The following is a 12,546-nucleotide window of genomic DNA, read 5'->3' on the forward strand; positions in this document are numbered from 1 at the left end:
CCATGATCGAACAGGTCGCTGAACCCCTGCGCCAATCCACCTTCGCCAAGGTGGTGCTGGAAATCGACGTGAACAACCACCCCGGGGTGATGAGCCACATCTGCAACCTCTTTGCGCGGCGTGCGTTCAACATGGAAGGCATCCTGTGCATGCCGGTGTCCGACGGCAAGCGCAGCCGCATCTGGCTGCTGGTCTACGACGACCAGCGTCTGGAACAGATGGTGCGCCAGCTGGAGAAGCTGAACGATGTGCGCGCGGTGCGCCGCCACGGTGCCGAGCACGAGGTCTTCGAACGTCTGGAGGACTTCTTCCACTGAGCGCCGGCCGGCGGGGCGGCAGGGGCGCTGTGCTAAACTGCCGACCCTTGCGCCCCCGCGTTTCCCGCACGAGTTCAACGATGTCCGGCAATACCCTAGGCACGCTGTTCACCGTCACGTCCTTCGGCGAATCCCACGGCCCGGCCATCGGCTGCGTGGTCGATGGCTGCCCGCCGGGACTGGCGCTGGACGCCGCTGACATCCAGGCGGAACTGGATCGGCGCAAGCCGGGCACGTCGCGCCACGTTACCCAGCGCCGCGAACCGGACGAGGTGGAAATCCTTTCCGGCGTGTTCGAGGGCCGCACCACCGGCACCCCCATCGCGCTGCTGATCCGCAACCAGGATCAGCGCTCCAAGGACTACGGCAACATCGCCGAGACCTTCCGCCCCGGGCATGCCGATTACCCCTACTGGCAGAAGTACGGCATCCGCGATCCGCGCGGCGGCGGACGCTCCTCGGCGCGCGAGACCGCGGTGCGCGTGGCTGCCGGGGCGATCGCGCGCAAGTGGCTGCAGGAGCGCTACGGCATCGTCATCCGCGGCTGGATGGCACAGCTCGGGCCCATCGAGATTCCCTTCGTGGCCTGGGAAGAGCTCGACAACCCGTTCTTCGCGCCCAATGCCGCCATCGTGCCGCAGCTGGAAAGCTACATGGACGAGTTGCGCAAGTCCGGTGATTCCATCGGCGCGCGCATCAACGTCATGGCCCGCGGCGTGCCGGTGGGCTGGGGCGAGCCGGTGTACGACCGCCTGGATGCCGACATCGCCCATGCCATGATGGGCATCAACGCGGTCAAGGGTGTGGAGATCGGTGCCGGCTTCGCCTGCATCGCGCAGCACGGCAGCGAACATGGCGACGAGCTGACACCGGACGGTTTTCTGTCCAACCACGCTGGCGGTGTGCTGGGCGGCCTCTCCACCGGACAGGACGTCCTGGTGAGCATGGCGATCAAGCCGACTTCCAGCATCCGCCTGGAACGCCGCTCGATCGACAAGCAGGGCAAGCCGGCCATCGTCAGTACCCATGGCCGCCACGACCCCTGCGTGGGCATCCGCGCCACGCCGATCGCCGAGGCCATGCTGGCGCTGGTGCTGATCGACCACGCCTTGCGCCATCGCGCGCAGTGCGGTGACGTCGTCACCACGACGCCGAAGATCGACGGCCTGGCGCCCGACGGGGAACAGTGGCCTCCATCGCCGCGTTGAGGGTGCGAGCGCGCGTCGGTTGACCGTTGTCTACCGCTCTTTGTGCCAGAGCGGGTATGCTGGAGGCGACCTGCAGATTTTTCCCTGTACTACCAAGGAGGCTGCATGGTGCTCGAACCCCACGATCTGCACAGTGAATTTCCGGAATATCAGCAACAGATTCACGATCTGAAAGTGGCGGATGCGCATTTCGCCAAACTGTTCGATGAGTATCACAGCGTGAATCGTCACGTCCAACGGATCGAACTCGATGCCGAATTGGCCACCGATCTTGAACTCGAAGTGCTCAAGAAGCGGCGGCTGATTCTGAAGGACGATCTGTACCGGATGCTGGTCGCGCAAGCGGCAGGCTGAGTGTGCGCCGGGTTGCTGCGGCATGCCGTGCCGCAGCCCCGGAGTGCGGGGCGGCCCGCGCGCGGTTAAAATCTCCCGGATGTTCCCGTATTGGCGCCTGTCCGCCTACTATTTCTTCTACTTCGGTTTCATCGGCGCGTTCTCGCCGTACTTCACCCTGTACCTGCAATCCCTGCGTTTCTCGGCCACCGACATCGCCATCCTGATGTCGCTGATGCAGGGGATGCGCATGCTCGCGCCCAACCTGTGGGGCTGGCTGGCGGATCGCCTCGGGGTGCCGGTGCTCATCGTGCGCCTGTCGGCGTTCGCCAGTCTGGCGGGCTTCTCGATCTTCTTCCTCACCGAATCCTTCGCCGGCGTGTTCGTCGGCATGGCGCTGATGGCGTTTTTCTGGAGCGCTGCGCTGCCGCTCATCGAGGGTGTCACCTTTGCCCATCTCGGCAGCCAGGGCAACCGTTATGGCAGCATCCGCGCCTGGGGTTCAGTGGGCTTCGTGGTTGCCGTGCTGGGCATCGGCTATGGACTCGACCATCTGCCCATCGCTTCGGTGCTGTGGATGACCGCGCTGGTGCTGGGCGGCATCCTGTTCTGTGCGCTGTGGCTGCCCGATGCGCCGCGTGCGCTGGTGCGCAGGGATGGCGGGGCCAGTCTGGGCGAGACCTTGCGCCGCCCCGAAGTGCGCGCCTTGCTCGGGGCGTGCTTCTTCATGTCGGCCGCGCATGGCGCGCTGTACGTGTTCTATTCGATCTACCTGGTCGATTACGGCTACGGCAAGGCGCTCGTGGGCTGGATGTGGACGCTCGGGGTGGTGGCGGAGATCGCCGTCTTCCTGTTCATGCCCAGGCTGCTGCGTCGCTTCACGCTGCGCGCCATCCTGCTGTTCGCCTTCGCGGCGGCGGTGCTGCGCTTCGTGCTGATCGGCTGGGGCGTGGGCAGCCTGCCGGTGCTGGTGTTCGCCCAGCTGTTACATGGCGCCACATTCGGCGCCTACCACGGGGCGGCCATCGCGGCGGTGAACCTGTGGTTTCCGGGTAAGCTCCAATCCAGAGGGCAGGCCTTGTATGGCAGTGTGTCGTTCGGCGCGGGCGGCATGCTGGGGGGGCTGTCGAGCGGGCTGACCTGGGACGGCATCGGTCCGGCATGGACGTACACCATGGGCTCGCTGTTCGCGCTGGCCGGGCTGCTCTGGCTGGTGTATGGCTGGCGCCCGGGGCGCGAACTGCAAGGGCGCGCGAACGAAGGAGAATGATGATGCGCAGAGTGTTGGGCAATGTGTTGCCGGTCGTGCTGGCGGCCGCCATGGTGTTGGCCTGCCAGACCGTGCAGACCACGGGCGGCGGCGCGGTGGGGGTGGATCGTGCGCAGATGATGATGGTGTCCGCGCAGGAGGTGGAGCAGGCGTCCGCCAAGCAGTACCAGGAGGTGCTCGCCGAGGCGCGCAAGAAGAATGCGCTGAACCGCGATGCGGCGACGGTGCAGCGCGTGCGCCGCATCGCCGATCGTCTGGCGGCGCAGACCGGCGTGTTCCGCGCGGATGCGCCGCGCTGGAACTGGGAGGTGAATGTGCTGACCTCCAATGAACTCAACGCCTGGTGCATGGCCGGCGGCAAGATGGTCATCTACACCGGGCTGATCGAACAATTGAAGCTCACCGACGACGAGATCGCCGCGGTGATGGGGCACGAGATCGCCCATGCGCTGCGCGAGCATGCGCGCGAGCGCATCTCCAAATCGATGGCCACCGGCCTCGGCGTCTCGGTGGCCGGCGCGCTGCTCGGCGTGGGCGACGCTGGGCAGAGCCTGATGGGGCAGGTGGCGGCGGTGACTTTCGAGCTGCCCAACTCGCGCCTGCACGAAACCGAGGCCGACCGCATCGGCGTGGAGCTGGCCGCACGCGCCGGCTACGATCCGCGCGCGGCGGTCACGCTGTGGAACAAGATGGCGGCGCGCTCGTCCGGAGCGCCGCCGCAGTGGCTGTCCACCCACCCTTCGCATTCCACCCGCCAGCGTGATCTGGCCGACTATGCGCAGCGTGTGATGCCGCTGTACCGTCCTGCGGGTGGGGGCTGAACCCGCGGCGGGCCTTGTTCCGCCGCCTGTTCAGGCTCCCGGCCCTGTGAAATAATCAAAACCTTTTCCTTTAGCGCGGAAGAAACACGGATGCTCCCCCAAACGCTGTACGAAAAGCTCTGGTCGAGTCACGTTGTGCACCAGGAGGCCGACGGCACGGCGCTGATCTACATCGATCGCCACCTCGTGCATGAAGTCACCAGCCCGCAGGCCTTCGAGGGTCTGAAACTGGCCGGGCGCAAGCCGTGGCGGGTGACCTCCATCGTGGCCACCGCCGATCACAACACGCCCACCGACCATTGGGAGCGGGGCATCGAGGACCCGGTGTCGCGCCAGCAGGTCGAGACGCTGGACGCCAACCTGCGCGAGGTCGGTTCGCTGGCCTATTTCCCGTTCATGGACGCGCGCCAGGGCATCATCCACGTGATCGGGCCGGAAAACGGCACCACGCTGCCGGGCATGACCGTGGTGTGCGGGGATTCGCACACTTCCACCCACGGGGCCTTCGCCTGTCTGGCGCACGGCATCGGCACGTCCGAGGTCGAGCACGTGATGGCCACCCAGTGCCTGCTGCAGAAGAAGTCCAGGACCATGCTGGTGCAGGTGGACGGCCAACTGGGGCGCGGCGTGACCGCCAAGGACGTGGTGCTCGCCATCATCGGCGAGATCGGCACGGCCGGCGGCACCGGCTACGCCATCGAATTCGCCGGCAGCGCGATCCGTTCGCTGTCCATGGAAGGCCGCATGACGGTGTGCAACATGGCCATCGAGGCCGGTGCGCGCGCCGGGCTGGTGGCGGTGGATGAAACCACCATCGATTACCTGCGCGACAAGCCCTTCTCCCCCAGGGGTGTCCAGTGGGACGCGGCGGTGGCCTACTGGAAGACGCTGCGCTCCGACGAAGGCGCGCAGTTCGACAAGGTGGTGCGCATCGATGCCTCCGCCATCGCCCCGCAGGTGACCTGGGGCACCTCGCCGGAGATGGTCACCACGGTCACCGGCAAGGTGCCGGACCCTGCGCGCATCGACGATCCGGTCAAGCGCGAGGGCGTGGAGCGTGCGCTCAAGTACATGGGCCTGGAGGCCAACACGCCGATCACCGAGATCGCCGTGCAGCAGGTGTTCATCGGTTCGTGCACCAACTCGCGCATCGAGGATCTGCGCGAGGCGGCGGCGGTGGCCCGTGGCCGCAGGAAGGCCGACAGCGTGCGCCGCGTGCTGGTGGTGCCGGGCTCCGGGCTGGTCAAGCAGCAGGCCGAGGCCGAGGGGCTGGACCGCATCTTCATCGATGCCGGCTTCGAATGGCGCGAACCGGGCTGTTCGATGTGTCTGGCGATGAATGCCGACCGGCTGGAGCCGGGGGAACACTGTGCGTCCACCTCGAACCGCAATTTCGAGGGACGCCAGGGAGCAGGTGGGCGTACGCACCTGGTCAGTCCGGCCATGGCCGCTGCGGCGGCGGTGACCGGTCGTTTCACCGATGTACGCGAATTGAGCCAATAACCATAGGAGAGACTGGCATGAAGACGATCGTGGTTGCAGTATTGGTCGCGGCAGGCATGGCGCTTTCAGGTTGCAATACCGTCAAGGGCATTGGCAAGGATGTTCAGAAAGGTGGCCAGGCCATCGAGAAGGCCGCGGACAAATGAAGCCTTTTGATGTCGTCGATGGGCTGACGGTCCCGCTCGATCGCGCCAACGTGGATACGGATGCGATCATCCCCAAGCAGTTCCTCAAGTCGATCCAGCGCAGCGGCTTCGGCCCCAACCTGTTCGACGAGTGGCGCTACCTGGACGTGGGCCAGCCGGGGCAGGATTGTTCGGGCCGCCCGAAGAACCCGGACTTCGTCCTCAACCAGCCGCGCTACCAGGGCGCGCAGGTGCTGCTCGCGCGTGACAACTTCGGTTGTGGCAGTTCGCGCGAACATGCCCCGTGGGCGCTGGAGGATTACGGCTTCCGGGTGATCATCGCGCCGAGCTTCGCCGACATCTTCTTCAACAACTGCTTCAAGAACGGGCTATTGCCGATCCGTCTGGACGCGGTGATCCTGGACGAGCTGTTCCGCCAGTGCGAAACCACCGAGGGCTACCGCCTGAAGGTGGATCTGGCCGCCCAGACCATCACCCGTCCGGACGGCGAGGTGATTGCCTTCGACGTGGATCCGTTCCGCAAGGAATGCCTGCTCAACGGCTGGGACGACATCGGCCTTACCCTGCGCCACGCCGACAAGATTCGCGCCTTCGAAGAGCAGCGGCGCGCCCAACACCCGTATTACTACGCCTGAGTCTGTTCGGGCGCACTGGAGAGTCTGGATGAAGATTTGCGTTCTGCCCGGTGACGGCATTGGCCCGGAAATCACCGCCGAGGCCGTGCGTGTGCTGCGCGCGCTGGACCTGAAGTTCGAACTGGAAGAGGCCCTGCTGGGCGGCTGCGCGGTGGATGCCACCGGCCAGCCGTATCCGGAGGCCACTTCGAAGCTCGCGCGCGCAGCCGACGCGGTACTGCTGGGTGCCGTGGGCGGACCGAAATGGGATACGCTGCCGCGCGAGCAGCGTCCGGAACGCGGCCTGCTCGCCATCCGCAAGGAACTTGGGCTGTTCGCCAACCTGCGTCCGGCCATCCTGTATCCGGAACTGGCCAATGCGTCCTCGCTGAAGCCGGAAGTGGTCGCCGGGCTGGACATCCTGATCGTGCGCGAACTCACCGGCGACATCTACTTCGGCCAGCCGCGCGGCATCGAACAGCGTGACGGTGAGCGCTACGGCTTCAACACCATGCACTACACCGAGTCGGAAATCCGCCGCATCCTGCGCGTGGCCTTCGAGGCCGCGCGCAAGCGCAACAAGAAGCTGTGCTCGGTGGACAAGATGAACGTGCTGGAAACCACCCAGCTGTGGCGCGACGTGGCCAATGAACTGGCACCGGAATACCCGGACGTGGAACTCACCCACATGCTGGTGGACAACGCCGCCATGCAGCTGGTGCGTGCGCCCAAGCAGTTCGACGTGATGGTCACCGGCAACATGTTCGGCGACATCCTCTCGGACGAGGCCTCCATGCTCACCGGCTCCATCGGCATGCTGCCCTCGGCCTCGCTGGACGAGCACAACAAGGGCCTGTACGAACCCTCGCACGGCTCGGCGCCGGACATCGCCGGCCAGGGCGTGGCCAACCCGCTGGCCACCATCCTGTCGGCGGCCATGCTGCTGCGCTACACCTTCGGCCTGGAAGAGGCCGCGCAGCGTGTCGAGGGCGCGGTCAAGAAGGTGCTCGCCCAAGGCTACCGCACCGGCGACATCTTCGAGCCGGGCACCAAAAAGGTCGGCACGCGGGAAATGGGCGACGCCGTGCTGGCGGCGCTGTAGGATTCGTTGAAACTGGCTTAAAGGAAAGGCAATGAGCAAGGTAGGTCTGGTCGGCTGGCGCGGCATGGTCGGTTCCGTGCTGATGCAGCGCATGGTGGAAGAGGGTGACTTCGCCCTGATCGATCCGGTGTATTTCTCCACGTCCAACGCCGGCGGCAAGGCGCCGTCCTTCGGCGGCAAGGAAGCGGGCGCGGCCCTGCAGGACGCCTCGGACATCGACGCGCTGAAGGCCTGCGACATCATCGTCACCTGCCAGGGCGGCGACTACACCAAGGAGGTGTACCCCAGGCTGCGCGCCGCCGGCTGGAACGGCCACTGGATCGACGCCGCCTCCGCGCTGCGCATGGCCGACGACGCGGTGATCGTGCTCGACCCGGTCAACCGCCACGTCATCGACCAGGCGCTGGCCCAGGGCGGCAGGAACTGGATCGGTGGCAACTGTACCGTGTCGCTGATGCTGATGGGCCTGGGCGGCCTGTTCAAGCACGACCTGGTGGAATGGATCTCCGCGATGACCTACCAGGCCGCCTCCGGCGCCGGCGCGCAGAACATGCGCGAACTGATCGCGCAGATGGGTGCCATCCACGGCTCGGTGGCCGACCTGCTGGCCGATCCGGCCTCGGCCATCCTCGACATCGACCGCAAGGTCGCCGAAACCATCCGCTCGGATGCCTTCCCGAAGAAGAACTTCCGCAACACCCCGCTGGCCGGCAGCCTGATCCCGTGGATCGACGTGCCGGTGGAGCACGGCCAGTCCAAGGAAGAGTGGAAGGGCGGCGCGGAGTGCAACAAGATCCTCGGCAAGCCGGCCTTCCGCAGCGCGGGCAGCATTCCGATCGACGGCCTGTGCGTGCGCATCGGCGCGATGCGCTGCCATTCTCAGGGGCTGACCATCAAGCTGAAGAAGGACGTACCGCTGGATGAGGTCAGCGAAATCATCGCATCGGCCAACCAGTGGGTGAAGGTGGTGCCCAACGAACGCGAGATCACCGAGCGCGAACTGTCGCCCGCCACCGTCACCGGCACGCTGTCCATCCCGGTCGGCCGGCTGCACAAGCTGGCCATGGGGCCGGAATACCTGGGCGCCTTCACCGTGGGCGACCAGCTGCTATGGGGCGCGGCCGAACCGCTGCGCCGCATGCTGCGCATCCTGCTGGAGCGCTGAGGCGACAGCGGAACGGGCATCTCGAAAGAGATGCCCGTTCTTCTTTTGGGTATTTGAAAAGCCTTGTTGTCTCGGCGTTTCTTTAATCTTGCGGATTAAACAATTGCTGCGAGAAGTTAAAGAAGATGCTAGATTGCTAGCCCAAGTCCATGATGCTATGTTCTTTATAGCTCGGCTTCGGTAAGGGAACGCGCAGAAAACGATGAAAACTTTGCTCAAGGCATCCCTGATCGCGACCGCGATTGCATCCATCCCCTCCGGCGCCTATGCGCTCGGCGCGGGGCCGATCAATGTGTTGACTGGCCTTGGCCAGCCGCTGCGTGCGGAAGTTCCCCTGACCGCCACGCCGCAGGAATTGCAGACGCTCAGCGCGCGCATCGCCTCGCCGGAAGCCTTCCGTCAGGCCAATATCCAGTATTCCGCCGCGCTGTCGCTGCTCAAGGTTAGCGTGGATGTCAGCGGTGCGCGCCCGGTGCTGCGCATCAGCAGCGACCGGCCGGTCAACGAACCTTTCCTCGATCTCCTGCTGGAGTTCAACTGGGCTGCCGGCAATCTGGTGCGGGAATACACCTTCCTGCTCGATCCGGTCGATCTGGCGCCGCCCCCGCCGGTCGTGCCGCGTCCCGCGGCCGCGCAGGCCCCGGCCGCCGCCGCCATTGCACCCGCCGCTCCGGTCAGGCCGGCCCCGGCCGCGCCCGTGATTGCCCCGCAGGCGAGCCCGGATTCCTACCGCGTGCAGCGGGGCGACACCCTGCACCGCATCGCCGGCGCCCACCGTCCGGAAGGCGCCTCGCTCGATCAGGCGCTGATCGCATTGCAGCGCGCCAATCCGGAGTCCTTCGACGGTAGCAACATCAACCGCCTGCGCGCCGGCAGCATCCTGCGCATACCGGAGGCTGATGAAGTACGCGCGGTGAACGCGCAGGAAGCGCGTCGCGAAGTGCTTGCCCATGCCGCCGATTTCGACGCCTATCGCCAGCAACTCGCCGGGGCCGCCGCGTCGGTTCCCGCTGCCGCGCCGGCCACCCAGGAAAGCGCCGGCAAGATCACCCCGCGCGTGGCGGAACCGCCGCCGGTCGCGCCGGGGACGGACCATGTGCAGGTTTCCCGCGCGCCCGATGCGTCGGCGCCGGCTACCGACCAGGCATTGCTCGAGCGCCTGCGCGCGCTGGAAGAAGACCAGATCGCGCGCGAGAACGAGATCAACGAGGCGCGTGCCCGCCAGGCGGAGCTGGAGCGCAGTATCCGCGATCTGCAGCAACTGCTCGAACTGAAGAGCGAACAGTTCGCCGAACTGCAGCGTCAACTGGGTATCGACCCCGCTGCGCAACCGGCCGCCGCCGCACCGGCCGAGCCGGCGCCCCAGGCAGCGGTCGAAACGCCGGCAGCGCCCGCGCCGGCAGCACCTGAACCTGCGCCGGCTCCCGCACCTGAACCTGCGCCGGCCGCTGCGGCCGCGCAACCGGCGGAGCCGCCCGCTGCGCCCAAGCCGCCGGCCCCGCGGCGGCCCGCACCGCCGCCCGCGCCGGTGCCTCCGCCACCCAGTTTCCTCGAGGAGCTCCTGGGCAATCCGCTGACGCTCGCCGCCGGTGGCGGTGTGCTGGCCCTGCTGCTCGGCTATGCCGGGTACAAGGTCCGCCAGCGGCGCAAGCAGGATGCCGCGCCGGATGGCCATTCCGTGCTGCTCTCCGCGGCCCCCACCGGCCCCAATTCGGTGTTCGGCGCGACCGGCGGGCAGAGTGTGGATACCAGCAGCAGTAGCGTGCTGCAGACCGATTTCAGCCAGTCCGGGCTGTCCTCCATCGATACCGACGAGGGTGTGGACCCGGTTGCCGAGGCCGACGTGTACATGGCCTACGGGCGTGATGCGCAGGCCGAAGAGATTCTCGTCGATGCGCTGAAGGCCGATCCGTCCCGTCTGGCCATCTACCTCAAGCTGCTCGAGGTGTATGCCGCGCGCAAGAGCCTTCAGCAATTCGAGACCACCGCGGCCGAGCTTTATGCACGTACCGAAGGCAATGGACCGGAATGGGCCAAGGCCGCCGCGATGGGCCGGGAGATCGATCCGGCCAATCCGCTCTATGCCAGTGGCGGGGACGAGCCCGCCAGCGGGCCGCGTACCGAGAGTGGCCTGAAGCCGGCCGAAGCCGCCGCGCTGGGAGCCGCCGCAGCCGGCGGGGCGGCCGTGGCAGCGCAAGACGATGCGGCCTTGCCGGCCATCGAGGAAGCGTCCACCGTCGAGGAGTCGGCTTTCGCCGCGGAAGATTCCCTCGGCGCACTCGATTTCGAACTGCCCGATCTGGCTCCCGCGGCGGTGGAGCCCGCGCCGGAGCAGGTTTCCGCGCCTGCGGAGCCGGAGGCGCCAAGCGTGCCGTCCGCTGCCGCGGATGCCCAGCAGTTGAAGGATACCTGGGCGATGCCGGGCGGCCTGTCGCCGTTCGCCGAAGGCGGTGAAATACCCGCTGAGGCGACTCCGGAAGCCGAGGTGCCGGCCGCTGAGGCGTCGGCCACCGAGGATGCCGCCGGGATCGATACCAACGTGCTCGACTTCGATCTGGGTTTCGACCTGGACGAGCAGCCCGCTGCGGAGGCTGCCGAAGCGCCGGTCGAGGCGCCGCCGGTCGATGAGTTCTCCCTCGATTTCGACCTGCCCGCTGCCGCGCCGTCGGAGCAGGGCGCCTCGACCGAGATGCCGCTGGAGGCCTTCGCCGAGCCCGCCGCAGCGTCGGCGGAGAAGGCTGGGGAACCGGCCGCCGCGGCTGCCGTGCCGTTCGATGCGGCCTCCACCGTGGTCGAATCCTCTGGCACCTTCACCGGCGGGCAGGCCGACGAGCGCAGGCTCGACCTCGAATCGGGTGAGGCCACGCTGTTCGATCTGGCCGACACGGTGATCGAGTCTTCCGGCACCTTTGGTTCGGAGAGTACCGAGGAAGGTGTGATTGATCTGGAGAAGACCAGCTTCGACAACAGCCTGCTGGACTTCGACCTGGAAATCGACGCGCCGCCGCAGGCGCCGGAGAGCGAGCCGCCCGCGCTCGATCTGTCGAGCATCGACCTGAACCTCGAACCGCCGGCCGCCGAGGAAACTCCGGCAGAGGCCGCGCCGGTTGCAGAGAGCGGAGCGTTTTCCGCGCTGGGCGATCTGCCCAGCCAGGAAGTCGACACCAAGCTCGAACTGGCGCGCGCCTACGAGGAAATGGGCGACAAGGAAGGTGCCCGCGAGTTGCTCGAGGAAGTGCTGCGCGAAGGCAGCGAAGCACAGCAGGGCGCTGCGCGCGATTTGCTCGCCCGTCTCGACTGAGGTTTCGTGCACGCACGCGTTTCAATGCTGTCCCGCCACCCGGCCGCTTGCGGCCGGGTTTGTTTTGGATGCCTGGTTTTTCCGTTCTGCGCGCGCGCATGCACGCCGGTGTGTTGATCTTCGCCTGGATGTTCGGGGTAGGCCTGCTGCAGTTCCTGCCTCCGCGATCCCTGGCCTTCGCCGTTGCCGTGCTGCTCGTGCTGGCCCTGCTGCTCGCGCCCGTCCGGGTCCAGCGGCTGGTGCGCCGGGTGCGGGTGTTGCTGATCGCCATCGTGGTGCTGTTCGCCGGCTTCACGCCGGGCGAGGCGTTCTTTCCGGCATGGCCGGCATGGAGCCCGAGCCGCGAGGGGGTGCGGCAGGCGCTCGAACACGCGGGGCGTCTGCTCGCGGTGGTGTGCTGCGTGGCCATCCTGCTGGAGAAACTGCCGACCGAGCGCTTGATCGGCGGCCTGTATGCCTTGAGCCGGCCGCTGGCCTGGGCCGGCCTGTCGGCCGAGCGTGTGGCGGTGCGCATGCTGCTGGTGCTGCGCTACGTCGATGCGCCGGGCGGCAGGGGCTGGCGGGACTGGCTGGCGGATGAGCCGGCGACCGGGCCGGAAGAAGTCCTGCTGCTGCGCCGCGAACGTTTTCGTGCATGGGATGTTGTGCTGCTGGCGGGGTTGATCGCGGTGTCGTGCTGGATGGTGAAATGACCCCCACGCTCACTACGTTCGCGGAGGGCCGGCTTTGCACAGCCGGCCCGTTCGGCAGGCACGGCACAATGCGC

Annotated in this window: 12 protein-coding genes; all 12 read left to right on the plus strand. The window is 67.0% G+C overall.

Annotated features, from left to right (window positions below; all coding sequences use genetic code 11):
- Positions 1-2: 2 nt before the first annotated feature.
- Positions 3-317, plus strand: a complete 315-nt coding sequence (gene ilvN / locus E6C76_RS00170; RefSeq protein ID WP_136346256.1) for an acetolactate synthase small subunit — start codon at positions 3-5, stop codon at positions 315-317.
- An 80-nt stretch (positions 318-397) separates the two neighbouring features.
- A complete protein-coding gene (gene aroC, locus E6C76_RS00175; RefSeq protein ID WP_136346257.1) occupies positions 398-1,525 on the plus strand; it encodes a chorismate synthase in 1,128 nt (375 codons plus the stop codon).
- Between the two features lie 105 nt (positions 1,526-1,630).
- Positions 1,631-1,879, plus strand: coding sequence for a YdcH family protein (locus tag E6C76_RS00180; protein WP_136346258.1), 249 nt, complete (start codon positions 1,631-1,633; stop codon positions 1,877-1,879).
- 79 nt (positions 1,880-1,958) lie between these two features.
- Positions 1,959-3,128, plus strand: coding sequence for an MFS transporter (locus E6C76_RS00185; protein WP_136346259.1), 1,170 nt, complete (start codon positions 1,959-1,961; stop codon positions 3,126-3,128).
- A 2-nt stretch (positions 3,129-3,130) separates the two neighbouring features.
- Positions 3,131-3,949, plus strand: coding sequence for a M48 family metallopeptidase (locus E6C76_RS00190; protein ID WP_136346260.1), 819 nt, complete (start codon positions 3,131-3,133; stop codon positions 3,947-3,949).
- A 90-nt stretch (positions 3,950-4,039) separates the two neighbouring features.
- Complete coding sequence (leuC, locus tag E6C76_RS00195) at positions 4,040-5,452, plus strand: 3-isopropylmalate dehydratase large subunit (protein WP_136346261.1); 1,413 nt, start codon at positions 4,040-4,042, stop codon at positions 5,450-5,452.
- A gap of 17 nt (positions 5,453-5,469) precedes the next feature.
- Positions 5,470-5,598 (plus strand): entericidin A/B family lipoprotein, encoded by a 129-nt coding sequence (locus tag E6C76_RS00200; RefSeq protein WP_136346262.1) that lies wholly within the window; start codon positions 5,470-5,472, stop codon positions 5,596-5,598.
- Positions 5,595-6,233 carry a 3-isopropylmalate dehydratase small subunit gene (gene leuD, locus E6C76_RS00205; RefSeq protein ID WP_136346263.1) on the plus strand — a complete coding sequence of 213 codons (639 nt, stop codon included), beginning with the start codon at positions 5,595-5,597 and terminating at the stop codon, positions 6,231-6,233. The genes E6C76_RS00200 and leuD overlap by 4 nt, the downstream gene beginning before the upstream one ends.
- A 28-nt stretch (positions 6,234-6,261) precedes the next feature.
- Complete coding sequence (leuB, locus tag E6C76_RS00210) at positions 6,262-7,314, plus strand: 3-isopropylmalate dehydrogenase (protein ID WP_136346264.1); 1,053 nt, start codon at positions 6,262-6,264, stop codon at positions 7,312-7,314.
- Positions 7,315-7,345: 31 nt separating this feature from the next.
- Positions 7,346-8,479, plus strand: a complete 1,134-nt coding sequence (gene asd, locus E6C76_RS00215) for an aspartate-semialdehyde dehydrogenase (protein WP_136346265.1) — start codon at positions 7,346-7,348, stop codon at positions 8,477-8,479.
- A gap of 202 nt (positions 8,480-8,681) precedes the next feature.
- Complete coding sequence (locus tag E6C76_RS00220; RefSeq protein WP_136346266.1) at positions 8,682-11,780, plus strand: FimV/HubP family polar landmark protein; 3,099 nt, start codon at positions 8,682-8,684, stop codon at positions 11,778-11,780.
- A gap of 68 nt (positions 11,781-11,848) precedes the next feature.
- Positions 11,849-12,472, plus strand: coding sequence for a CbiQ family ECF transporter T component (locus tag E6C76_RS00225; RefSeq protein ID WP_230976113.1), 624 nt, complete (start codon positions 11,849-11,851; stop codon positions 12,470-12,472).
- The last annotated feature ends 74 nt before the right edge of the window (positions 12,473-12,546 follow it).

The sequence above is a fragment of the Pseudothauera nasutitermitis genome, from assembly GCF_004801295.1.
In the GTDB taxonomy this organism is placed as follows: domain Bacteria; phylum Pseudomonadota; class Gammaproteobacteria; order Burkholderiales; family Rhodocyclaceae; genus Pseudothauera; species Pseudothauera nasutitermitis.

What these genes read in the sequence shown, in the direction of transcription:
- ilvN (WP_136346256.1), top strand. Translation starts at nt 3, where the DNA reads ATGATCGAACAGGTCGCTGAACCCCTGCGCCAATCCACCTTCGCCAAG.
- aroC (WP_136346257.1), top strand. Translation starts at nt 398, where the DNA reads ATGTCCGGCAATACCCTAGGCACGCTGTTCACCGTCACGTCCTTCGGC.
- E6C76_RS00180 (WP_136346258.1), top strand. Translation starts at nt 1,631, where the DNA reads ATGGTGCTCGAACCCCACGATCTGCACAGTGAATTTCCGGAATATCAG.
- E6C76_RS00185 (WP_136346259.1), top strand. Translation starts at nt 1,959, where the DNA reads ATGTTCCCGTATTGGCGCCTGTCCGCCTACTATTTCTTCTACTTCGGT.
- E6C76_RS00190 (WP_136346260.1), top strand. Translation starts at nt 3,131, where the DNA reads ATGCGCAGAGTGTTGGGCAATGTGTTGCCGGTCGTGCTGGCGGCCGCC.
- leuC (WP_136346261.1), top strand. Translation starts at nt 4,040, where the DNA reads ATGCTCCCCCAAACGCTGTACGAAAAGCTCTGGTCGAGTCACGTTGTG.
- E6C76_RS00200 (WP_136346262.1), top strand. Translation starts at nt 5,470, where the DNA reads ATGAAGACGATCGTGGTTGCAGTATTGGTCGCGGCAGGCATGGCGCTT.
- leuD (WP_136346263.1), top strand. Translation starts at nt 5,595, where the DNA reads ATGAAGCCTTTTGATGTCGTCGATGGGCTGACGGTCCCGCTCGATCGC.
- leuB (WP_136346264.1), top strand. Translation starts at nt 6,262, where the DNA reads ATGAAGATTTGCGTTCTGCCCGGTGACGGCATTGGCCCGGAAATCACC.
- asd (WP_136346265.1), top strand. Translation starts at nt 7,346, where the DNA reads ATGAGCAAGGTAGGTCTGGTCGGCTGGCGCGGCATGGTCGGTTCCGTG.
- E6C76_RS00220 (WP_136346266.1), top strand. Translation starts at nt 8,682, where the DNA reads ATGAAAACTTTGCTCAAGGCATCCCTGATCGCGACCGCGATTGCATCC.
- E6C76_RS00225 (WP_230976113.1), top strand. Translation starts at nt 11,849, where the DNA reads ATGCCTGGTTTTTCCGTTCTGCGCGCGCGCATGCACGCCGGTGTGTTG.